This window comes from Plantibacter sp. VKM Ac-2885 (assembly GCF_015351205.1).
GTDB lineage: Bacteria > Actinomycetota > Actinomycetes > Actinomycetales > Microbacteriaceae > Plantibacter > Plantibacter auratus.
Map to the genome: position 1 here is coordinate 645239 of NZ_JADKSK010000001.1, position 20354 is coordinate 665592.

Sequence of the window (20354 nt, forward strand, 5' to 3'; positions counted from 1 at the left end):
TCAGTAGGGTGCGCGGAACGTCAGGGTGAACCGGGTCGGGGCGTCCTCGGTGAGGAGGGACCCGTTCAGGAGTTCGGCGCGTTCGCTCAGGCCGACGAGGCCGTGGCCCGCGGACGACCACGAGCTGTCGGACGACCGCGCGGGGCGGGCGTTCCGGATGATCACGGTGACCTCGTCGGCGGAGGCTTCGGCGCGGACGTCGACCGCGGCCCCTGGTGCATGCTTGCGCGCGTTCGTCAGCCCCTCCTGCACCGTCCGGTAGATCGCACGCTGCACGGGTGCGGGGAGTCCGTCCGGTAGCTCGATGGCGGAGGTGACGGCGATGCCGCTGTCCGCGATCAACCGGTCGAGGTCGTCGACCGTCGGTTGCGGGGCCAGCGGCGCATGTCCGGTCTCCGCACGCAGCAGCGTCACCATGTCGCGCAGCTCGTCGAGCGTGCGCGACGCGAGTGACCGGATCGTCACCGCCATCCGCTTCGTCCCGGGTTCCTCGGTCTGCACCTGGATCGCACCGGCCTGGACGGCGATCAGACTGACCTGGTGGGAGACGACGTCGTGCATCTCCCGGGCGATGCGCGTGCGCTCCTCGACCAGGACGTCGGAGGCGATGCGCGCCCGCTCGCTGCGTCGGATCTGTTCGAGGTCGCGGATGCGGTCGAACAGCTCGCGGCGGGTGCGCACGAGCAGGCCGAAGGCGATCGGTGCCGCCGCGTAGAGCGCGGCGTACACGATGGACAGGATCGTGTAGTTGGGCGACGTCCACCCCCACCACGGCACCGCGGCGAGGACGAAGACCACGGCGCCGGTCGTGACGAGCCGCCAGCGTCGCCGTTCCCGCACCGCGACGGAGAAGAGCGACGCCAACCCGGCCAGGGTGGCGAGGTTGAGGGTGAAGGCCGGCACGGCGAGAAGGAGTGACAGCCACGGCCAGCGTCGCCGGAAGATCAGACCGACGGCAGCGGCGATCGCCAGGCCGGACTCCCAGGGTGTCGCCCACTCGAGCGTCGTCAGGCTCTCGACGGCCGCCGCCGCGATGAGGGCGAGTTCGAGGAGGACCGACCAGAGCCGGGAGCGCGGCTTCACCGGGGCTCCGCCTCGTCGCCACGGACCCCGGCACGCTCGGCGATGATGGCGGCTTCGAGTCGGGTCGTCACCTCGAGTTTGCCGAGGATGGCACTCACGTGGTCCTTCACGGTCGCGCGGCTGAGGTGCAGTGCCTCGCCGATCTCGGTGTTGGACGCGCCGGTCCTGAGCGCGGCGAGCACATCCTGTTCGCGGCCCGTCAGCCCGGACAGACGCCGTGCCGCCTCGCGGTCGGCTGCGCGGGCGAATCCGCCGACGAGCGTCCGGGACACCTGCGGGGACAGCACGATGCCGCCCGCGGAGAGGGATCGGAGCAGCATGGGGAGCTGCTCCGGGTCCGTGTCCTTCACGAGGAACCCTGCGGCGCCACTGCGGAGGGCGCGTGCGATGTAGTCGTCGGAGTCGAAGGTGGTCAGGATCGCGACGACGGGCGGGTCGTCCCAGGTCTGCAGTTCGTCGAGGATGTCGAGCCCGTTGCGCCCTGGCATGCGGACGTCCAGGAGCACGACGTCGGGACGGCTCGAGCGGATCGCCTCCACGGCGTCGACCCCGTCGACCGAGGCGACGACCTCGATGTCCTCGACGGCACCCAGGATGAGTTCGAATCCGGACCGTACCAACGCCTCGTCGTCGACGATGGCCACTCCGATCACGGTGTCCTCCTCAGCTCGACTCTCACCCTACGAGTCCCGGGAAGCGGCCGGCGACGGCCGGGAGACGGAACCCGCCAGGTGGCGGGGGTGGAATAGCCCGCAGCAGGATGCGGATCGTGCCGACTCGGGCGGATACTGAAGCGCCCCGGTGACGTGAGCGCCACTCGGAGCATCGACATCGAGGGTGTCGATCGAACGTCCGGGGGAAGCACGATGCGAGAACAGTCATGATACGAGTGCGTGTGGAGCAACGGATCCCGCTGTCGAAGCCCTATCGCGCGGCCGGCGAGCTCGAGCAGCTCGAACGCGTCCTCGCCGGAGACCACGTCCACGGCGACGGTGTCTTCACCGCGTCGGCCTCCGAGCGTCTCCGGCACGTCACGGGCGCGCCGCACGTGCTGCTGACCACCTCGGGGACCCACGCGCTCGAGATGATGACCCGACTGATCGGCGTCGGTCCCGGCGACGAGGTCATCCTGCCGACCTTCACCTTCCCGTCGGCGGCGAACGCGGTGGTCCTCGCCGGAGCGACGCCCGTCTTCGTCGACAGTGACCCGGCGACGGGCAACCTGGACCCGCAGCACGTCGCCGACGCCATCGGACCCCGCACGCGGGCGATCTCGATCATGCACTACGGCGGTGTCCCGGTGGACGTGCCGGCGTTCCAGCAGCTCACGGCCGAGCACGGGCTGCACCTGCTCGAGGACAACGCGCACGGCCTCGGGGTCGCGGGCGACGATGTCCGCCTCGGCACGGTCGGAGCGATGGCGGCCCAGAGCTTCCACGACACGAAGAACGTGCACTGCGGCGAGGGCGGTGCCCTGCTCATCTCCGACGAGACCGTCCTGCTGCACGCGGAGATCATGCGCGAAAAAGGGACCGATCGCGCACAGTTCCTCCGCGGGCAGGTCGACAAGTACAGCTGGGCGGACCTCGGGTCGAGCTACCTGCCGAGCGAGCTCAACGCCGCCGTCCTCGACGCCCAGCTCCGCGATTTCGACGTGATCCAGGGGCATCGGCATCGCATCTGGGACCGCTACGCGGCCGAACTCGCCGAGTGGGCGCACGATCGCGGCGCGACACTCATGGACCCACCCGGTGGCGTGCACGCCGCGCACCTGTTCTTCCTCCTGCTTCCGGATGCGCAGGTGCAGCAGGAGCTCTTGCGTCACCTCCAGGCGCACGGTGTCGGTGCCGCCTTCCACTACGTGCCGCTGCACTCGAGCGCTGCGGGTCGGCGCTACGGCAGAGTGGTCACCGAGCCGCAGCACGCGGTCCGGTTCGCCGAGCGTCTCGTCCGGCTCCCGTTGTGGCCCGCCATGACGGACGACGAGGTGGACCGGGTCATCACGGCGGTCCGAGCGTTCGGACCAGTGACACCAGCAGCACCCGCCGCACCTGCGGTGACGGCATCGACGGGACGGGACTCCATATGGGCATGATCGGGCAGGGGCTCCGTGCCATCCGCGGCGAGGGCGTCAGGTCGACGCTCTGGCGCGCCGTGCACTTCGCCGACGGACGGTTCAACCCGATGCGGCGCAAGCCGACGGACCTGTACCCGAGCGACGCCATCGCCGCGGACTGGACGGTGCCGCGGAACTTCAACGCCGCCGAGTTCCCGGAGCGCCCGTACGACGTGGCGTGGTTGATCTCACCGCCGAGCCGGACCTCGGGCGGGCATCAGAACGCCTTCCGGTTCATGGAGTTCCTCGAGCGCGCCGGGCACCGGCTCACGATCTACCTGTACCAGGCCTCGGCGCAGCCGGCGGTCGACATCCCCGGGATCCGGGCGATGATGGCCGCGAGTAGCGCGTACCCGGAGCTGCAGGCCGACATCGTCCGGTACGACCCCTCGACCGGCATCGCGCCGGGCGTGGACGTCGTCGTCTCCTCCGACTGGCAGACGGCCTACCCCGCGTTCCGCTACGAGGGTCCGGCCAAGCGGTTCTCCTTCGTGCAGGACTTCGAACCGTGGTTCTATCCGGCCAGCAGCGAGTACGTCCTCGCGGAGAACACCTACCGGTTCGGGTTCCACGGCTTCTCCGCAGGGCCGTGGCTCGCGCAGAAGGTCGCGGACGAGTACGGGATGAGCTGCGACCACTTCGACTACTCGGTCGACAAGCAGCACTACTCGCACGTGAACGACGCGCCCCGCACCGAGATCCTGTTCTACGCCCGCCCGCCGACACCTCGACGCGGCTGGGAGATCGGCGAACTCGCCCTGACCGAGTTCCACCGCCTGCGCCCCGACATCACGATCAACCTCGTCGGCTGGGACATGTCGGGATACGAGACCGGCTTCCCGTTCGTCAACCGGTCGGCGATGGACATCTCGGAGCTCAACGCGGTCTACAACCGGTGTGCCGCGGGTCTCGTCCTCTCGCTGACCGACATGTCGTTGCTGCCGCTCGAGATCATGTCCTCCGGGGTCGTGCCCGTCGTCAACGACAGCCCGAACACGACCGGGGTCCTCGACAGCCGGCACATCGAGTACGTCCCGCTGTCGCCCGCGGCCATCGCGCGTCGCCTCGTCGACATCATCGAGCGGCCCGACGCGGTCGAGCACGCCAAACGCATCTCGGCGTCGATCACCGCCGCGGACTGGTCCGACCCGGGCACGCAGTTCGTGGCGCAGTTCGAGCGCGCGATGCGCACGTCGATCTGACGAGTCTCCGCCGCGTCAGCCCGCCTGCACCGGTCAGCCCGCCCGCACCTGTCGGCCCCGTGAGTCGATGTCGGGCACCGTGGCGGTGGTCGCCGCTTCCCGCGAGCCGAGGACGGTGAGTGCAAGCTCGACCGCCTCCCGCACGCTCAAGCCGGTCGCCGTGAGGGTGTTGAGCTGCGCGAGGGCCTCGGGATCCACGATGACGACCGAGACGGGCGACTCGGGCCCCGCCTCGCCCACGGCGGACCCGGCGCGTGCTCGACGGGTGGCGAGCCCGCGAGCGATCCACGCCCGGTTCCGCTCGACGTCGATCTTCAACAACCGTTTGTTGTTCCGGACCCGTTCGGCGACGAGTCTGCCCTCGTGGATGTCGGAGTACACCTGCCAGCGCGGGTAGAGGAGCCGGGTCGCGAGGTCGGTCGGTCGCAGGGGGACCGGGAGGTCGTCGATGAAGTCCTGCAGCACGGCGTCGGCGAGCGCCTCGCGGAGCGGTCGCCGCTGCAGGGTGTCGTCGGGCGAAGCTGGGAACGGCAGGGTCATGGGGATCCGGTGGTCAGAGGTCGGGTATGGTCCAGTGTCACTCCGGGTCCTGCGCCCCGGGTGGACTTCACCTGGAAACCACCCCGGAACCAACCCCTGCAATCCGTTGACCGTGCAGGTGCCGGTCTCATCGCACGGACCTGATCGGCAGCACGGCGAGTCCGCCCAGGACGGCGAACACGATCGCCGCGACATACAGCGCGTGATAGTTCTCCCCGCCACCGAGCGCGAGCAGGGGGACGGCGACGATCGGTACGAGCAGCTGTGGGAGCTGATAGGAGAGGGAGACGATGCCGAGGTCCTTGCCGGCCTCATCGAACGACGGCAAGACCTCCGTCATGAGGGCGATGTCGACGGACACGTAGGCCCCCTGCGCCGCTCCGACGATGAAGATGCCGACGAGGAACACGGTGACGTCGGGGGAGATGATCGCGACCCCGAGCCCGACGGCGCTCAGGAGGCTGGAGACGAGCACGATCGGCTTCCGTCGCCCGGTCCGGTCGGAGATCCAGCCGAACAGGACCGTCATGACGATGTTCCCGACCGTGAAGATGATGAGCGCGTTCGCCTGGACGCCCGAGGCCTGCTCCTTCGGGATGCCCAACTGGTCGATGATGAAGAACAACAGGTAGATCGACACCGAGACGATCGACATCGTCACGAGCAGGCGGCAGGCCCACGCCCAGAAGAAGTCGCGATAGCGCACGGGGTTCAGCCAGTAGGTGGACAGGACGTCGGCGAGGCGCAGCGGCGGAGCAGGGACCGTCCGCACGATGTCCCGGAGCCCGAACACGAGCGCGGTGCTCAGGACGCCACCGATCAGGCCCGGGACGACGAACCAGGTCCACCGAGCATCATTGGGGAGGGCGGCGACGATCTGCGCACCGACGATCAGGGCGAGCCCGCCCGAGACGCTGGCGGCGGCTGCGACACGCGCCCGGATCCGCGCCGGGATCTGATCGGCGAGCAGCGCGTGCACCGCCATGTTCGTCGCACCGAAGCCGAGCTGCACGATGCTCCACCCCAGGATCGTCACCGCGAGGCTGTCACCCGTCGCCAGGATCGCGACCCCACCGAGCGCCACGACCGCGCCGCCGAGCATCCACGGCCGCCGCATGCCGAAGCGCGAACGCGACCGGTCGGACAGCCGGCCGAACAGCGGCGTGATGATCATGATGACGACACCACCCACCGCCGCGACGATCGAGAGGTTCGTCCCTTTGGTCGCATCGTCGAGGAAGGCGAGGGCCTTCGGGATCGACGCCCCGCTGATGGTGCCGAGCGCCAGCGTGACCCCGAACCAGGCCAGGACGAACAGCGGCAGGAAGCCGCGCGCCTGCGGTGACCCGGGGACGGCGTCCGGATCGACCGCCGCGACGGGGACGGCGTCACCGATGCGCGGCTCCGGCTCGGCGGGCCCCGTGGACGGACCGGTGGGTGGGGTGTGAGCTGACATCATCGTCTCCTCGGCTGGGTCGGTTCGGGCGCGAGCAGGTTCGTCCCGTAGGCCTCACGGAGCGCGGTGGCCTGGACCGCCTGCCACTCCCTCGCCCCCGCCATGACGGCCGTGAGACCACCCGACGCATGGACGTGGCCGCGCCCGATCCACGTCATCGTCGAGACCCCCGCCTCCACGAGTCGGCGTCCGTACGCCAGGCCCGCGTCGCGGAGCGGGTCGTGCTCGGCGACCTGGATCAGCGTGGGTGGCAGGTCCGAGAGGTCGTCGGCCTCGAGCGGGGACGCATAGGCGTCCGCCGCACGCGGACCGCCGAGGTAGAGGGGCACGAGTGCCTCCGCGTCGTCCAGTCCGAACCCGCGCGCGTACCGGGTGGCGGAGTCGCCCGACGGGGTCAGCGACACCGCGGGGACCTCGAGCGCCTGATGCACGAGGGGGAGGTCACCCGAGTCACGCAGGTGGAGGACGGCGCTCGCCGCGATCCCGCCGCCCGCCGAGTTGCCGGCGATGCCCAGGCGGCCGGGGTCGACGTCGAAACGGCTCGGGCCCGCTTCGGTCGTCAGGACCCGCAGGGCGTGGATGGTGTCGTCGACGGCGGCCGGATAGGGGTGCTCGGGCGCGAGCCGGTACCCGAGCGCGACGACCTGGATCCCGGCGGCGAGGGCGCGGGCGGCGAGCAGTCGGTCGTTCAGGAGCTCGTGGACGGTACCGGACGTGAAGCCGCCGCCGTGCAGCGCGAGCTGGGTCGGCGCCGGAGAGGGGAGTCCGTCCGGGCGGTATCGGCGGAACTCGAGCGGCCCGGCCGGTCCGTCGATCCAGCTCGTGGTGATCTCGACCGACGACGGCGCGGGTTCGGTGAACTCCTCCGCCAGGAGGTCGGAGAGCCGCCGCGCCGCCTGCCGACGGAGGGCGAGGTCCGAGGAGCGGAGTGCTGGCAGCTGCTCCGCGTGCTGCTCGATCCGCGCAGCCCAGGCGAGGATGCCCGGGTCCAGCCGCAGCTCCTCCACGGACGTCACCGCGAGGCCTCCGCCGGCTCGCGGAGCGGCGCGCCGTAGCTCACCGGGTCCTCGTGCAGCGTCCGCAGGGTCGTGATGACGTCGCGATGCAGGTGGTCTGCGGCCGGGACGTGACCGGTCAGCCCGCCGGAGGTGTGCGTCTGCCCGATGTACCGGACGCAGCTCACCGGCACGCCGGCCTCGCTCAGCACGCGGGCGTAGGCCTCGCCGTCTCCGCGGAGCGGGTCCATCTCCGCCGTGTAGATGACGGCCGGCGGCAGACCCCGGTGGTCGGTGGCGAGGAGTGGCGACGCATACGGTTCGCGCTGCGTCGCCCGGTCCGGCCCCAGGTACTGGAGCACGAGCTGGCGCGCGAGGCGACGCAGGATGGCACCCGGGACCTGCGTGATCCCGCGGGCGTCGAGGTGTCCGCGGGTCAGGTCGAGCGACGGCGCCTCGAGCAGCTGCAGCCGGATCGGTCGCTTGGCGCGGTCGCGGTTCATGAGGGTCACGGCGGCGGCGAGGTTCCCGCCCGATGATGCACCGCCGATCGCGAGTCGGTCGGGGTCGCCGCCGAGTGAACGTGCGTGCTCGGCCGCCCACTCGAACACGGACCAGCACTGCTCCGGTTGCGCGGGGTACCGGACCTCCGGCGCCAACGAGTACTCGCCGGCGACGATGATGACGCCGGCCTCCCTGGCGCGGCGACGGAACCCGGCGTCCCAACCGATCCAGTCGATCCCGGCGATCGTGAAGCCACCGCCGAAGAAGTACACGAGGACGGGCCGGCCACCGGACGCACCGTCGGCGAGGGCGGGGAGTCGCTGCTGGTCGGGCCAGTAGACGCGGAGCCGTGCGTTCGGGTGGCCGGGCACGTGGACGGTGTGGTCCTCGGTCGCCGCCACGAGGGTCTCGGTCCCGAGCGCCTCGGAGGACACCCGGTTGAAGGCGGCCGCGTGTGCACGCCGGCCGACGGGATCCTTCGGCTCGGGCGTCTGCTGCAGTGCTGCCAGACGCCCCGAGACCGCCGTGACGAACGCGTCGACGGTGGGCTTGCTCCGAGCCATGGTGTTCCTCCGATCCCGGCATCGATGCCGTGTCCGGTTCGAGTATCCGCTATCGAAGAACTTCGATCAAAGAACTTTTCACGAGCTAGGATCGTCGGAGGAGGTGTCCCATGGACGAGCGACCGCAGAAGGCGACGATCTACGCGGTGGCCAAGCGTGCCGGCGTGAGCATCTCCACCGTCTCCCTGGCCATCAACCACCCGCAGCGGGTGAACGAGGCGACGCGACGATCGGTCATCGCCGCAGCGACGGAGCTCGGCTACCGCGGTGGTGCCGCCGCGAGCGGTGCTCAGCGGATCGCCGTCGCGGCGCCGTTCTCGAGTTACGCCTCCTACTACCGGCGACTGTCGGGGATCATGGAGCGCGCCGCGATGGACTCCGTCGAGATCGTCGTGCACGACCTCCCCTCGGCGGCGGGGAGCGATAGTCCCGTCCTCGACGCGCTGCCCATGCGTGCCGGGATCGACGGCATCATCGTGATGGGCGTGCCGCTGTCACCGGCCGCGTTGGAGTCGAAGGCGCTCCCCGGCCCACCCGTCGTCCTCGTCGACGTCCCGGACGGCGCGCAGCGGCGGCTCGGACTGCCCTCCGTCCTGATCGACGACGAACGGGGTGGTGAACTCATCGCCCGACATCTCGCGGAGCTCGGTCACGAACGCGTGGTGTTCCTCCACGAACCGCAACGCTCGGAAGAGTACGTGTCGGCCGGCATGCTGCGGGCGCGCGGGCTCGGCCACCTGCTCTCCGTCTCCGAGGCCGTGGCCGACGTCGCCGCGACGGACCTCGTCGAAGCCGTCGGTGCCGCGCTCGAGCGGGCGTTCCGGGCCGATCCGGAAGCGACCGCCGTGGTCGCCAACCACGATGAGCTGGCCGCCGCCGCGCATCGGGCGTTCCGCGTCACCGGCGCGCACCTGCCCGAGGGCCGCTCGCTCGTCGGCTACGACGACGGACCGCTGGCGTCGGCACTCGACCTCACGACGGTCCGCCAGCCGTTCGAGGAGTCCGGGTACGCGGCGCTCGATCTTCTACTCGGTCGGCTGTCGGGTGAGCACGCCCGCGTCTCATCGGTCCAGCTCGCACCCGACCTGGTCGTCCGCGGCACCACCTTCCGCGTCTGACCCCGACGCCGCGAGCGCCCGCCGCAGCGACGCTGTTACCCTCGACGCACGAACACCACCGTTGAGGGAGGAATCGTCATGGGCAACGACGCCGGACGACAGGACCGAGCACGCGCAGGATCGAAGCGGGACGGAGCGCTGCAGCCCGCGGGCGGCGGGGAGGTCGAACCCGTCCTGGTCCAGGATCCGGAGCTGCCGCCCACGGCGGTCGACGAGGCCGACCTCGCTCCGAGATGGACCCCGGCGAAGGTGATCCTGTGGGTCGCCATCGCCCTCCTCGGCGGTCTCGCCTGGACGATGCTCGCCCTCGTCCGGGGTGAGACGGTCAATGCGATCTGGTTCGTCTTCGCGGCGGTCTGCACCTACCTCATCGCCTACCGCTTCTACTCGAAGCTCATCGAACGCAAGCTGCTGCGCCCCGACGACCGGCGGGCGACCCCGGCCGAGTACCTCGCCAACGGCAAGGACTTCGTCCCCACCGACCGCCGGGTGCTGTACGGCCACCACTTCGCGGCGATCGCCGGTGCCGGTCCACTCGTCGGCCCGGTGCTCGCGGCACAGATGGGCTACCTGCCCGGCACCATCTGGATCATCATCGGCGTGATCCTGGCGGGTGCTGTGCAGGACTACCTCGTCCTCTTCTTCTCGATGCGCCGTGGCGGACGTTCCCTCGGCCAGATGGCGCGCGACGAGCTCGGCGTGATCGGCGGGACGGCGGCGATCATCGCGACGCTCGCGATCATGGTCATCATCGTCGCGATCCTCGCCCTCGTGGTCGTCAACGCGCTCGGCGAGAGCCCGTGGGGTGTCTTCAGCGTCTCCATGACGATCCCGATCGCACTCTTCATGGGCGTGTACCTGCGGTTCATCCGGCCGGGCAAGATCACCGAGATCTCGATCATCGGCTTCGTCCTCCTCATGTTCGCGATCGTCGCCGGCGGCTGGGTCGCCGAGACCGAATGGGGCGCCGCGGCGTTCACGCTCGACCGCACGGTCATCGCCGTCGGGATCATCGTCTACGGCTTCGTCGCCGCGATTCTGCCGGTGTGGCTGCTCCTGGCACCACGCGACTACCTCTCCACGTTCATGAAGATCGGCACGATCGTCATGCTCGCGGGAGCGATCGTCCTCGTCCGCCCGGAGATCACGGTCCCGGCGTTCAGCGAGTTCGCCGGTGGCGACGCCGGCCCGGTCGTGAGCGGCTCGCTCTTCCCGTTCCTCTTCGTCACGATCGCGTGCGGCGCCCTCTCCGGCTTCCACGCGCTCATCGCCTCGGGCACCACGCCGAAGCTGATCGAGAAGGAGCGCCAGACCCGCTTCATCGGATACGGCGGCATGCTCATGGAGTCGTTCGTCGCGATCATGGCCCTCGTCGCGGCACTGTCGATCGACCGCGGCATCTACTTCGCGATGAACTCGTCCGCGGCGGCGACCGGTGGCACGGTCGAGGGCGCGGTCGCCTTCGTGAACTCGCTCGGCCTCGCCGGGGTGAACCTCACGCCCGACGTGCTGACGCAGACCGCGGCGAACGTGGGGGAGGAGTCGATCGTCTCCCGCACCGGCGGCGCGCCGACGCTCGCCCTCGGCCTCGCGCACATCATGCAGCAACTCATCGGCGGCACGTCGCTCATGTCGTTCTGGTACCACTTCGCGATCATGTTCGAGGCGCTGTTCATCCTCACCGCGGTCGACGCCGGGACGCGCGTGGCGCGCTTCATGCTGCAGGACACCTTCGGCAACATCATCCCCAAGTTCCGCGACCCGGACTGGCGGGTCGGAGCATGGATCTGCACCGCGGTGATGGTGGCGGCGTGGGGAGCGATCCTCATCATGGGCGTCACCGACCCGCTCGGCGGCATCAACACCCTCTTCCCGTTGTTCGGCATCGCGAACCAGCTGCTCGCCGCCATCGCGCTCGCCGTGTGCATGGCGATCGTGGCGAAACGCGGGAACTTCCGCTGGCTGTGGATCGTCGCCGTCCCGCTGGCCTTCACCGCCGTGGTGACGATCACCGCGTCGATGTTCAAGATCTTCTCGCCGGTGCCGGCCGTCGGCTACTGGGCGCAGAACGCGGCGTTCCGTGAGGCGCTCGCGGCGGGCGAGGACAGCTTCGGCAATGCACCGACGCGGGCGGCGATGGAGGCGGTCGTGCGGAACACCACTGTGCAGGGGGTGCTCTCGATCCTGTTCGTGACGCTCGCGATCATCGTCATCTTCTTCGCGATCCTCCACACCGTGCGGTCGTTCCGTTCGGGTGGCGGACCGAGTTCGGAGGATCCGGCGCTGCCGTCGCGACGGTACGCGCCTTCGGGGCTCATCGCCACGAAGGCGGAGAAGGCACTCGAGCGCGAGTGGTCGACCGTGGACGCCGACAAGCGACCCGCGCGGTCGGGGCATTGATGGCCGGCTTGTGGCGGGGTTGGGCGTCAGTGCGGTGGTTCGTCACCTCGCTCATGGGTGACACCGCCTACGCCACGTTCGTGGATCACCAGCGTCGCGTCCATCCCGACGCAGCGGTCCCCGACGAGCGCACGTTCTGGCGGGAGCGCTTCGCGGAGCAGGACCGGACGCCCGGCTCGCGCTGCTGCTGAACGCGCGGGGCGCTCGTGCCGTCGCGTCCTACTGGTCCACCGCGTGGACGGAGAGGACGACCTGCTCCTCCGGCACGAGCGCCTCGAGAGCCTTGCGAGCGCTCGGGTAGTCGCGGCCCTCTGCCTCGATGGTGCGGGTTGCCGTCGGTCGGAAGACCGCGGTGCCGACGAGGTCGCCGTTCACCCGGCCGCCGCCGTGCAGCCCGGCGAGGGCGTGACCGGGCGGGGTGGAGGCGAGGACGGCGGCACGCAGGGCGGCGACGTCGGGTGCGGAGGCTTCGGTGGTGATGGTCGCGCGGTCGCGGACGGTGGCGATGAGCTTCACCCTTCAAGCCTACGGAACGTCGACGTTCCGGGACGAACCCGTTCCGGTCCCTGCCGAGGGACATCCCGAATCCGGTGATCGTTTCCCGGTCCCTGAGCCTGTCGAAGGGCACACGAGGGACCTCCTGCTCCGGTGATCTTCTCCCGGTCCCTGAGCTTGTCGAAGGGCCCACGAGGAACCTCCAGCTCCGGTGATCCCGTCCCGGTCCCTGAGCCTGTCGAAGGGCCCACGAGCAGCTTCCACAACTGCTTCGACTCAGCATCTGGAATGTCAGTGGTCCATGGTGAACTTGTCCCATGACCGAGACCATCTCCGCTGCGATCCGCGCGAGCGACGACTACGCCGCGCAGCTCGCGGAGTTCTCGGACCAGTGGGCTGAGCTCCACCGCCACCAGGCCGTCCTGGACGCCCGGAAAGCGCGCCTCCTGGCCCGCTCCGCCGCCTCTGCGGACGCCTTCGCGGACGCCGCGGTCCCGGCGATCTTCCCGCCGGCCGAGCGCCAGGCACTCTCTCGCCGGTCGACCTGCGCTGCCCTCGCGATGGCGACGCGGACACCGGAACGGACGATCCAGCGTGCGACGAACGACGCCGAACGCCTCGTCAACGACGCACCCGCCGTGTTCGAGTCCCTGGAGGCCGGCCGTATCTCGGCGCGGCATGCATAGGTGATCACCGACCAACTCTGCGATGTCCCGGCCGCGGGTCGGGCGGTGTTCCTCGAACAGGTGCTGCCGGTCGCCGAGAGCGCGACCGCCTCGTACCTCCGGCACCGCGCCCGCGCCCTGCGCGAACGGCTCCACCCGGAATCGATCGCCGCACGCGCCAAGCGTTCTGAGGCCGACCGCCGCGTCGAGTTCGAGCCCGCCGCCGACGGCATGGCCTGGGTGCACCTCTTCACCACAGCGCCGATCGCGCAGGGCATCATCGAGCGCGTCGAAGCAGCGGCAGCGGAGTCACGCCAGGCAGGCGACACCCGCACCTGCGCACAACTTCAAGCGGACGCCCTCGCAGCGCTGACCCTCACCGGTGTCACCCCGGAGGACGTCATGTCGAGCCCGGTGCTCCCGCACCCGATCGAGGTGCAGGAGCACATCAAACCCACCGTGCAAATCACGGTCCCGGCGCTGAACATGGCCGGTGTCAGCGACGCCCCGGCGACCCTCGACGGGTACGGTCCGATCGACCCGGAGACCGCAGCCCGTATCGCGGTGAACGCACCCAGCTTCACCCGGATCCTCGTCCAACCCGAGACCGGCGCGATCCTCTCCGTCGGGCGGAACCAGTACCGGGTCCCGGCTGATCTCCAGCGGGCGGTGCGTTTGCGAGACGGCACCTGTCGCGCACCAGGCTGCGGCAGGCGCGCCAGAGCCTGCGACCTCGATCACTCGGTCGCGTGGGACGACGGCGGGATGACAGATGTCGGCAATCTCGCGTGTCTCTGCCGACATCATCACCGCATGAAGCACCTGCCCGGGTGGAACCTCGACCACGGGCCCGGTGGCGTGCTCGACTGGATGACACCCGACGGGAAGCACCACCGGACCGAACCAGACCCCGCGCCGTTCTGACCTGCCTCGGCGTACTCGGATCGAAGGGTTCCTCGTGGGCACTTCGACAAGCTCAGTGCCCGGGAGAGGTGTGCCCGCGTAGCCACTGGGGCGCTCGGGGTCGGACCGCCCTGCGTCTGCCGCTCGATGCAGGCGTGCACACCCGTCACCGCCGACGGCTCGGTAGCCTGGGCGGATGACCGGACCGACCGATGCATCCCCGGAGTTCGAACACATCTCGGACGGTCTGCGGATCCTCGACGCGATCGTCGGCCTCACGCCCCGTGAAGCCGCGACCCACCCGTCGCTGTGGCCGCTGCTCGGCGTCCCTGCCATCGACCGTGGTGCGCTCGTGATCTTCCCCCTGGCCGTGACCGCCTGCAGCGCGACGGACCGATCAGGGCTCGATCGGCTGCGCGAAGTCTGTGCGGCACTGCAGCAGGACTGCATCCACCTCTTCGGCGGGGACCACATCCACCGGGAGACCGTGCTCGACCCGGAGGAGGACCCGTACGGGCGGCGTCTCGCCGAAGTCGGAGCGCACGCGACGACACCGCGCGGGGTGGTGGTGTGGCGTGTCCGCGATCGTGGCGCGGCACTCGTCCTCGCGGTCGACGAGGAGCGCGGGCAGGCGACGCTGGCCTTCCACCTGGTGCCCAAGGACTGGATCTGGAACTGGCCTCCGACGCCCACGACGAAGCGCGAAGCGTCCCGTCGTCGGACCGCGGTGAAGGAACAGGCGGCCGTCGACGTCGTCTGGTCCTGGCCTGCGGCCGACCTGGCTCAGGTTCGGTGAACGGAGGGCCCGCCAGGTTCGTCCGAGGGTGTCGACCCGTTGAGCACCGCAGCACGTTCGGTGTCCGCGGTGCGCGCGGCGAAGAGCGCGAGCGCCGCAACGAGACCGGCCACCAGGGCGAGGATCGGTGGGAACCAGAACAGCAGGTCCTCGACCTCGCCGGCGCGGATCATCATGCAGACGAGCGCCACCGTCGCGAAGAACGCGGTCCCGCCCGAGACCTGCATGGCGCGGGTGCGCGCTGCACCGTGGTCGCGTCGCCCGATCGACCACTGCATGAGGACGTTGAGGAACGCCAGGCTGTAGCAGACCGCCACGACGGGGAGCCCCGTCTCAGCCGGGAAGATGAACGTGCCCCGGTCACCCGAGTCGCCGGTACCGCGCGTCTCCGCACGCGAGAAGGTGAACGGCGACATCCAGAGCCAGCCTGCTCCGGTCACGAGCCACATGACACCGGTCACCGTGCCGACGACACCGATGCGTCGGTAGCTCTCACCCAGGGTCCGCAACTCCTCCCGCTTCACGACTGGTCCGCCGTCTGCGCGTCCGTCGCGATCGTTGATCGTCCCGGGCGTGGGTCATCGCCTCCGAAGGCGACGACGCGGTCCCACAACCAGTCGGTGAGGCTCGCGGCCACCTCTTCGTCGTCACGTCCGGCGGCACGACGGACGAGCCGTCCGCCGGAACCCTCGATGAGGTAGGCGCCTGCATCGTCGGTGAAGAGCTGCGTGTAGTAGTCGCGCTCGGCATCCCACTGCGGCCACGCTTCCGGGTCCCGTTCGATCGCCTCGTCCATCTCGCCGATCTCGGCGCCGCTCATGAGACGGAACGGGCTGCCGTCGCCCCAGCGCCCGCCGGTGCCGGGGAGTTGCCCGTCGTGCCAGGCGAGCACCTTGTCGTCACCGCCGCTCGCGCCCGCGGCATCGGAGTCGAGCGGCGGGCGCAGCGAGGCCGCCAGCTCCTCCGGGAGCAGCGGGTCCAGAGCGGCCAACGCCTCGCGGAGCCCGGCTTCGAACACCTTGTCGCGGAGGATCCGCCAGGCGATCTCGCCCATGCCGGCCCGGCGCAGGTCGTCCATCGTCCCGACACCACGCTCGATGGGATCGAGGAACGCTCGCGCGACGATCATCCCGCCCTGGGCGACCTCGTCCGTCGGATCCTCACGCAGGACCCGGGCCAGGAGTTCCAGTGCATCCTGCGGACGGTAGTCGTAGAGGTAGGCGAAGGCCAGTGCCGTCGAGAGTGTCGTCTCGCTCGGATCCGCCTCGATCGCCTGCTGCGCGGCGACGAGGAACCGGCCAGGTGGAGTGCCCGTCGACAGGAAGTGCAGGGCTCGGAGTCCGAGCGCGCCGGCGTACGCCTCCGGGGCGGTCCGTCCGGCCAGCTCGACCGCGTCGTCGATCAGCGCCCACCCGCGCTGGGGATCGGCGGCCATCGCGACGGCGGCCGCGTGGTCCATATGGTCGAACCAGTCCGCCTCCGGGTCCTCGCGGAGGACGAGTTCGCCGAGCCGCATCGCCTCCGCGAAGTCGCCCTCGGACCCTTCGAGATCGCGCAGGCGACGCAGTGCACCGAGGAACTGTCGGTCGCGTCGGCCGAGCAACTCCCGGAGGAGGCGTCTGGCCTCATCGACGTCGCCGCAGGCCTGCCGGTGCATGGAGAGCAGGATGATCATCCCGGTGAACTGCGGCGCCCGGGCGAGGACGCTCATCGCCAACTCGGGGATGCGTGGGTGTTCGGGCTGGAAGTCGTAGAGCTCCCAGGCGAGGTCGCGGTCGTGTTCGATGGCCTCGCGCTCGGCACCGACAGGGTCACTCATCGGAGCCCGTGCTGCACGCGGTACGCCCGGAGCTGGGCGAAGGTGCCGTCGTCGACGCCGTATTCGAGCACCGGTGCGACCTGGTCGAACCATGATGCCGTCGAGGGGATGAGCCCGGCGGCGGCATCGAGCAAGGCCCGCGTCGTGACCGGCACGATCGCCCCCGCCTGCATCGACGCCGTGAGCGACTGCTGCAATGCGACCCGCGACACCTGCGCGATGTCGGCCCCGGAGAAGCCCTCGGTCGCTGCGGCCACGGCGATGACGTCGACACCGTCGGCCGGCTTGCCTTCGAGGTCGCCCTGCAGGATCGCAGCGCGCGCGACTGCGTCCGGCGGCAGGACGAGGACCGTCTTGTCGATGCGGCCGGGGCGCCGCAGCGCCGGATCGATGTCCCATGGGCGGTTGGTCGCGGCGAGGAAGTAGACGCCGTCGTTCTCGTCCGCCACCCCGTCGAGCTCCTCGAGGAGCTGCGTCACGATCGTGCGCATCGACTGCGATCCGCCCCCGGACGTGCGGCGGCCACCGAGTGCGTCGAACTCGTCGAAGAATATGACGCACGGAGCGGCGGCGCGAGCATCGTGGAAGACACTCTGGATCGCCTTCTCGCTGTCGCCCAGCCACTTGCTCAGCAGGTCAGCGAGGGTGACGTGGATGAAGGACGCCCCGAGGTCACCGGCGATCGCCTTGGCGATGAACGTCTTGCCGCAGCCGGGAGGGCCGTACATGAGCAGTGAACCGCCGGGCTTCTGCCCGAACGCTGCGGCGAGCTCCGGGTTCCGGAGTGGCGCGAGGAACGTCGAGTCGAGGTGTTGCTTCACATCGGCGAGTCCCGCCACGTCCGCGAGCGTGACGGCCGGTCGTTCCGCGTCCCAAAGGCTGGGCTGGTCGATCGGCATGGTGGCGGTTTCGGCTGCCGACGGGGCGGGGACCGCCGAGCGGTCGGGCTCGGTCGTGGTGTCGGCCGCCGACCCCCGGAGTCGCGCCGCCATCACGCGGGCGCGCAACAGCCGGACCCGCGCCGGGTCGCCGCCGAGTCGCTCGAAGGTCGTCACCTCCTGCGCCGCGCGGTCGACGTCGTGCTGCAACAGCAGGGTCACGAAGTCCTCGCGGAGCGCGGCGTTCTGCGGATCCTGCGCGACCTCCGCCGCGATCACCTCGAGGAAGTCCTCGTCCTGCGTCATGTCGTCCCCCCGGTCGATGTGCGATTCCGACCATCCTGCCAGCGGCACACTGATCGGCGACAGGTGTCCGCCGGCATTGGTCGAGCGTGCGGATGGGGAGCGCTCCCCATCCGCCCTGACCCGCTCGTGTACCGTCGAAACGAGCGTCGGACCTGAAGGCGGCTTGAGGTCGATGCGAGGAACGAGGGTGAGACACCGTGCACAGTCCGGACGAGTTGCTCAGTGTCGGCGAGATGAGTCGTCGCACCGGCGTCGCGGTGTCGGCGCTGCACTACTACGAGCGGCTCGGCCTCATCGGGTCCGAGCGGACCGCCGGCAACCAGCGGCGATACCCCCGGCACATGCTGCGTCGCGTCGCGCTCATCTCGGTCGCGAAGCGCCTCGGTATCCCGCTCGAAGACGTGGCGGAGGCGTTCGCCGACGTGCCACTCTCCAGCACCCCGAGTCACGAGGACTGGCAGCGGGCCTCCCGCCGCTGGCAGAAGGTCCTCGAACAGCGTCGGCGCGGGATCGAGCAACTCGAACGCGAGCTCACCGGCTGCATCGGCTGCGGCTGCCTCTCGATGAAGGCGTGCACGCTCCTCAACCCCGACGACGAACTCGGCGACACCGGTACCGGCGCCAGGCGCATCCCGGTCTGAGTGCTGCCGGCCCGGTGTTCAGCTGTCGCGGCGCTGTCCGAACGTCGCTGGATCGACCGGGCGCAGCCGCTTCGGCAGCCCCTCGACGACGAGCAGGTACGACTCCGTGACGAGGTCGTCGACGAACGCCGGTTCGAGCTCGCCGCCCGGCTTGAGCGAGATCCAGTGCCGTTTGTTCATGTGATACCCGGGGATGATGTCGGGGAATGCCTCGCGCAGGCTGTGGCTGTCCTCGGGCCTCGCCTTCAGGGTGACGATGGGTTCGCCCGTCGCCCCCGTCTGCAGCATGAAGACCTTGCCGCGCACCTTGTAGACGTCCCACTCCTCGCCGAACGGGTGCGTCAGCTCCGCGCCGGGGAGTTCGTCGGCGCGCCGTGCCGCCCGGTCCTGCAACTCCGAGCCGTGCATCGTGGTCCTCCTCGGCGTCGGCGTCAGCCCTGGGTGTCCGTGGGCCTGAGCCCCGCCAGGTTCTGCAGCGGACACCAGGCGCCGAGGCGCGGGTAGTCGATGGTCACGCCGACGACCCCGTGCTCGCCGAAGGACCGGACCCAGTCGATCGCCGCAGGCATCGGGACCGCGAGCAGCGACACCGTGGCGTCCGGCGGGACCAGCCCGTTCGCGTACGCGGCCTCCTGCGCTCGCGTCCCGCTGCTGTAGATGCCGACCAGGTTCCCCGGTTGCGCTGCGAGCGCGTACGGCCGCGGGTTGTCCTCCGGACCACGGTTGATGAAGACCCACCGGTCGAGTGCGGCAACCGCCCGCCAGAGTCGGATCTGCGCGTCGATGTCGTCCGGCGCCGCACGGCAGGCCTCGTTCAGTGCGTCGAGCTCGGCCAGTACCTCGGGAGCCGGTTCGAGGGTGCGGCCCTGGTTCGGCTGATCTGGGACGTCGGTCCGCTCGGGGTTCGAGCTGTCGTCGTTCGGGCTGCCGTCGCGGCGGAACGGGTTCTTCATGGGCACTTCCTCGTGGCTCGGGATCCGGGTTCGGGGACGCGACCAACGCTATCGCAGGGGTCCGACGGGCGGTGGGATGCTCAGAACGCACTCCCGAAGGCGAGGGCTTCCGCCGCCGCCTGCGCGGGCGAGCCGAAGAACGCCGGGCCGTGCCCGGGCAACACGACGGAGGCCGGGAGCCCGGCCAGCGTGGTCAACGACTGGCGGGCGCGCTGCAGGTCGCCGTGGAACATCTCGGGGAGCAACTGCGGGCCGTCGTGGGGACTGGTGGGGTGGGCGGTGACGAGTGCGTCGCCCGCGACGAGGACGCCGTGCTCGACGAGGAGGAATCCGAGGTGCCCGCGCGTGTGGCCGGGGAGGGGGAGTGGGCGGACCGCGACCCCGAGGGTCGCCCGGAGCTCCGGCACGTCCTCGATGGCGGTGACCGACGTCGGCGGTACGACCTCGAGTCCGCCGGCCTCGACCGCGTGACTGACCCAGGCGGCGACCCCGGGACGCTCGAGGTGGGGTTGGACGTCGGCGAGCCCGACCTGCTCGAGCACCTCCCGGCGGACGTTGGGGATCTCGTCGCGGGACGCGAGGATGTCGCACTCCGCCAACCCGGCGATGAAGGTCGCGTTGCCGATGTGGTCGCTGTGCCCGTGGGTGAGCAGGATCGCGTGCACGTCCTCGACCGCGTAGCCGAGCGCGCCGAGGGTCGCGGTGACGGCCGCGCCGTCGCCGGGGTAGCCGGTGTCGATGAGGACCGGCCCGAGGTCGCCCTCGACGATGATCCAGTTGACGGACGGACCCTGCACGAGGTGTACCCGCTCCGTGACCGTGGTGCTGCGGGTGGTGCCGTTCGGCACGGCGTCGAGGTGCGCGGGGTCGCTCTGGGACATGGGCGTCCTTCCGATTGCGGAGACGGGTTCGGGGAGGGGT

The 20354-nt window shown here is 70.3% G+C and carries 22 protein-coding genes; 9 read left to right on the forward strand and 13 right to left on the reverse strand.

The features are described 5' to 3' along the window. The gene (locus ITJ66_RS03080; protein WP_191940201.1) at window positions 1–1083 is read right to left on the reverse strand and encodes a histidine kinase; all 1083 of its coding nucleotides are present in this window, start codon (window positions 1081–1083) and stop codon (window positions 1–3) included. After that, on the reverse strand, window positions 1080–1736 hold the full coding sequence (locus tag ITJ66_RS03085) for a response regulator transcription factor (protein ID WP_194643365.1): 657 nt from the start codon (window positions 1734–1736) through the stop codon (window positions 1080–1082). Before ITJ66_RS03085 ends, ITJ66_RS03080 begins: the two co-directional genes overlap by 4 nt. A gap of 242 nt (window positions 1737–1978) precedes the next feature. Between ITJ66_RS03085 and rffA the strand changes: the two genes are divergently transcribed. Continuing rightward, window positions 1979–3178 (forward strand): dTDP-4-amino-4,6-dideoxygalactose transaminase, encoded by a 1200-nt coding sequence (gene rffA, locus ITJ66_RS03090; protein WP_370582557.1) that lies wholly within the window; start codon window positions 1979–1981, stop codon window positions 3176–3178. Further along, window positions 3175–4401, forward strand: a complete 1227-nt coding sequence (locus tag ITJ66_RS03095; protein WP_228501447.1) for a glycosyltransferase family 1 protein — start codon at window positions 3175–3177, stop codon at window positions 4399–4401. The genes rffA and ITJ66_RS03095 overlap by 4 nt, the downstream gene beginning before the upstream one ends. 33 nt (window positions 4402–4434) lie before the next feature. On the opposite strand, the gene ITJ66_RS03100 is transcribed toward ITJ66_RS03095, so the two are convergent. From ITJ66_RS03100 to ITJ66_RS03115, 4 genes are all read right to left on the reverse strand, one after another. Then, on the reverse strand, window positions 4435–4941 hold the full coding sequence (locus ITJ66_RS03100) for a hypothetical protein (protein WP_194643371.1): 507 nt from the start codon (window positions 4939–4941) through the stop codon (window positions 4435–4437). 127 nt (window positions 4942–5068) lie between these two features. Then, on the reverse strand, window positions 5069–6397 hold the full coding sequence (locus tag ITJ66_RS03105; RefSeq protein WP_192004262.1) for an MFS transporter: 1329 nt from the start codon (window positions 6395–6397) through the stop codon (window positions 5069–5071). Continuing rightward, window positions 6397–7413 carry an alpha/beta hydrolase gene (locus ITJ66_RS03110; protein WP_194643373.1) on the reverse strand — a complete coding sequence of 339 codons (1017 nt, stop codon included), beginning with the start codon at window positions 7411–7413 and terminating at the stop codon, window positions 6397–6399. Before ITJ66_RS03110 ends, ITJ66_RS03105 begins: the two co-directional genes overlap by 1 nt. Next, window positions 7410–8459 carry an alpha/beta hydrolase gene (locus ITJ66_RS03115; RefSeq protein WP_194643375.1) on the reverse strand — a complete coding sequence of 350 codons (1050 nt, stop codon included), beginning with the start codon at window positions 8457–8459 and terminating at the stop codon, window positions 7410–7412. Before ITJ66_RS03115 ends, ITJ66_RS03110 begins: the two co-directional genes overlap by 4 nt. A 110-nt stretch (window positions 8460–8569) precedes the next feature. Between ITJ66_RS03115 and ITJ66_RS03120 the strand changes: the two genes are divergently transcribed. The 3 genes from ITJ66_RS03120 to ITJ66_RS03130 all read left to right on the forward strand — a co-directional run bounded on the left by ITJ66_RS03120 (window position 8570) and on the right by ITJ66_RS03130 (window position 12168). Then, on the forward strand, window positions 8570–9577 hold the full coding sequence (locus ITJ66_RS03120; protein WP_194643377.1) for a LacI family DNA-binding transcriptional regulator: 1008 nt from the start codon (window positions 8570–8572) through the stop codon (window positions 9575–9577). 78 nt (window positions 9578–9655) lie between these two features. Beyond that, window positions 9656–11977: a carbon starvation CstA family protein gene (locus tag ITJ66_RS03125; protein WP_191940210.1), complete on the forward strand. Its 2322-nt coding sequence runs from the start codon at window positions 9656–9658 to the stop codon at window positions 11975–11977. After that, entirely contained in the window at window positions 11977–12168 is a 192-nt protein-coding gene (locus tag ITJ66_RS03130) for a YbdD/YjiX family protein (protein ID WP_194643379.1), read from the forward strand. The genes ITJ66_RS03125 and ITJ66_RS03130 overlap by 1 nt, the downstream gene beginning before the upstream one ends. Window positions 12169–12196: 28 nt before the next feature. On the opposite strand, the gene ITJ66_RS03135 is transcribed toward ITJ66_RS03130, so the two are convergent. Further along, window positions 12197–12493 carry a hypothetical protein gene (locus ITJ66_RS03135; RefSeq protein ID WP_079704698.1) on the reverse strand — a complete coding sequence of 99 codons (297 nt, stop codon included), beginning with the start codon at window positions 12491–12493 and terminating at the stop codon, window positions 12197–12199. A 296-nt stretch (window positions 12494–12789) separates the two neighbouring features. On the opposite strand from ITJ66_RS03135, the gene ITJ66_RS03140 reads away from it, so the two are divergent. The 3 genes from ITJ66_RS03140 to ITJ66_RS03150 all read left to right on the forward strand — a co-directional run bounded on the left by ITJ66_RS03140 (window position 12790) and on the right by ITJ66_RS03150 (window position 14836). Continuing rightward, window positions 12790–13158 (forward strand): hypothetical protein, encoded by a 369-nt coding sequence (locus tag ITJ66_RS03140; protein ID WP_194643381.1) that lies wholly within the window; start codon window positions 12790–12792, stop codon window positions 13156–13158. Further along, complete coding sequence (locus ITJ66_RS03145; RefSeq protein WP_194643383.1) at window positions 13159–14061, forward strand: HNH endonuclease signature motif containing protein; 903 nt, start codon at window positions 13159–13161, stop codon at window positions 14059–14061. It begins immediately after the preceding gene. Between the two features lie 175 nt (window positions 14062–14236). Beyond that, entirely contained in the window at window positions 14237–14836 is a 600-nt protein-coding gene (locus ITJ66_RS03150) for a hypothetical protein (protein ID WP_194643385.1), read from the forward strand. On the opposite strand, the gene ITJ66_RS03155 is transcribed toward ITJ66_RS03150, so the two are convergent. From ITJ66_RS03155 to ITJ66_RS03165, 3 genes are read right to left on the reverse strand one after another with little or no spacing between them, the layout of a single operon-like run. Next, complete coding sequence (locus ITJ66_RS03155; RefSeq protein WP_194643387.1) at window positions 14824–15360, reverse strand: hypothetical protein; 537 nt, start codon at window positions 15358–15360, stop codon at window positions 14824–14826. The genes ITJ66_RS03150 and ITJ66_RS03155 overlap by 13 nt on opposite strands. Continuing rightward, window positions 15357–16655 carry a tetratricopeptide repeat protein gene (locus ITJ66_RS03160; protein ID WP_194643389.1) on the reverse strand — a complete coding sequence of 433 codons (1299 nt, stop codon included), beginning with the start codon at window positions 16653–16655 and terminating at the stop codon, window positions 15357–15359. The genes ITJ66_RS03155 and ITJ66_RS03160 overlap by 4 nt, the downstream gene beginning before the upstream one ends. Continuing rightward, window positions 16652–17839: a 26S protease regulatory subunit gene (locus ITJ66_RS03165; protein ID WP_192019717.1), complete on the reverse strand. Its 1188-nt coding sequence runs from the start codon at window positions 17837–17839 to the stop codon at window positions 16652–16654. Before ITJ66_RS03165 ends, ITJ66_RS03160 begins: the two co-directional genes overlap by 4 nt. Before the next feature lie 197 nt (window positions 17840–18036). Here ITJ66_RS03165 and soxR point away from each other — a divergent pair, with 197 nt between their 5' ends. Then, entirely contained in the window at window positions 18037–18480 is a 444-nt protein-coding gene (soxR, locus tag ITJ66_RS03170; protein ID WP_255377972.1) for a redox-sensitive transcriptional activator SoxR, read from the forward strand. A gap of 18 nt (window positions 18481–18498) precedes the next feature. Here soxR and ITJ66_RS03175 read toward each other — a convergent pair whose 3' ends face one another. The 3 genes from ITJ66_RS03175 to ITJ66_RS03185 all read right to left on the reverse strand — a co-directional run bounded on the left by ITJ66_RS03175 (window position 18499) and on the right by ITJ66_RS03185 (window position 20314). Further along, the gene (locus ITJ66_RS03175; protein WP_194643391.1) at window positions 18499–18888 is read right to left on the reverse strand and encodes an MmcQ/YjbR family DNA-binding protein; all 390 of its coding nucleotides are present in this window, start codon (window positions 18886–18888) and stop codon (window positions 18499–18501) included. 23 nt (window positions 18889–18911) lie between these two features. After that, a complete protein-coding gene (locus ITJ66_RS03180) occupies window positions 18912–19433 on the reverse strand; it encodes a hypothetical protein (protein ID WP_228501449.1) in 522 nt (173 codons plus the stop codon). An 80-nt stretch (window positions 19434–19513) separates the two neighbouring features. Further along, window positions 19514–20314, reverse strand: coding sequence for an MBL fold metallo-hydrolase (locus ITJ66_RS03185; RefSeq protein ID WP_194643393.1), 801 nt, complete (start codon window positions 20312–20314; stop codon window positions 19514–19516). Window positions 20315–20354 lie beyond the last annotated feature (40 nt).

Excerpts from the sequence above, each read along its gene's own strand:
- ITJ66_RS03095 (WP_228501447.1), top strand. The coding sequence starts at position 3,175 with ATGATCGGGCAGGGGCTCCGTGCCATCCGCGGCGAGGGCGTCAGGTCG.
- ITJ66_RS03100 (WP_194643371.1), bottom strand. The coding sequence starts at position 4,941 with ATGACCCTGCCGTTCCCAGCTTCGCCCGACGACACCCTGCAGCGGCGA.
- ITJ66_RS03105 (WP_192004262.1), bottom strand. The coding sequence starts at position 6,397 with ATGTCAGCTCACACCCCACCCACCGGTCCGTCCACGGGGCCCGCCGAG.
- ITJ66_RS03115 (WP_194643375.1), bottom strand. The coding sequence starts at position 8,459 with ATGGCTCGGAGCAAGCCCACCGTCGACGCGTTCGTCACGGCGGTCTCG.
- ITJ66_RS03120 (WP_194643377.1), top strand. The coding sequence starts at position 8,570 with ATGGACGAGCGACCGCAGAAGGCGACGATCTACGCGGTGGCCAAGCGT.
- ITJ66_RS03125 (WP_191940210.1), top strand. The coding sequence starts at position 9,656 with ATGGGCAACGACGCCGGACGACAGGACCGAGCACGCGCAGGATCGAAG.
- ITJ66_RS03130 (WP_194643379.1), top strand. The coding sequence starts at position 11,977 with ATGGCCGGCTTGTGGCGGGGTTGGGCGTCAGTGCGGTGGTTCGTCACC.
- ITJ66_RS03140 (WP_194643381.1), top strand. The coding sequence starts at position 12,790 with ATGACCGAGACCATCTCCGCTGCGATCCGCGCGAGCGACGACTACGCC.
- ITJ66_RS03150 (WP_194643385.1), top strand. The coding sequence starts at position 14,237 with ATGACCGGACCGACCGATGCATCCCCGGAGTTCGAACACATCTCGGAC.
- ITJ66_RS03160 (WP_194643389.1), bottom strand. The coding sequence starts at position 16,655 with ATGAGTGACCCTGTCGGTGCCGAGCGCGAGGCCATCGAACACGACCGC.
- ITJ66_RS03165 (WP_192019717.1), bottom strand. The coding sequence starts at position 17,839 with ATGACGCAGGACGAGGACTTCCTCGAGGTGATCGCGGCGGAGGTCGCG.
- ITJ66_RS03175 (WP_194643391.1), bottom strand. The coding sequence starts at position 18,888 with ATGCACGGCTCGGAGTTGCAGGACCGGGCGGCACGGCGCGCCGACGAA.
- ITJ66_RS03180 (WP_228501449.1), bottom strand. The coding sequence starts at position 19,433 with ATGAAGAACCCGTTCCGCCGCGACGGCAGCCCGAACGACGACAGCTCG.
- ITJ66_RS03185 (WP_194643393.1), bottom strand. The coding sequence starts at position 20,314 with ATGTCCCAGAGCGACCCCGCGCACCTCGACGCCGTGCCGAACGGCACC.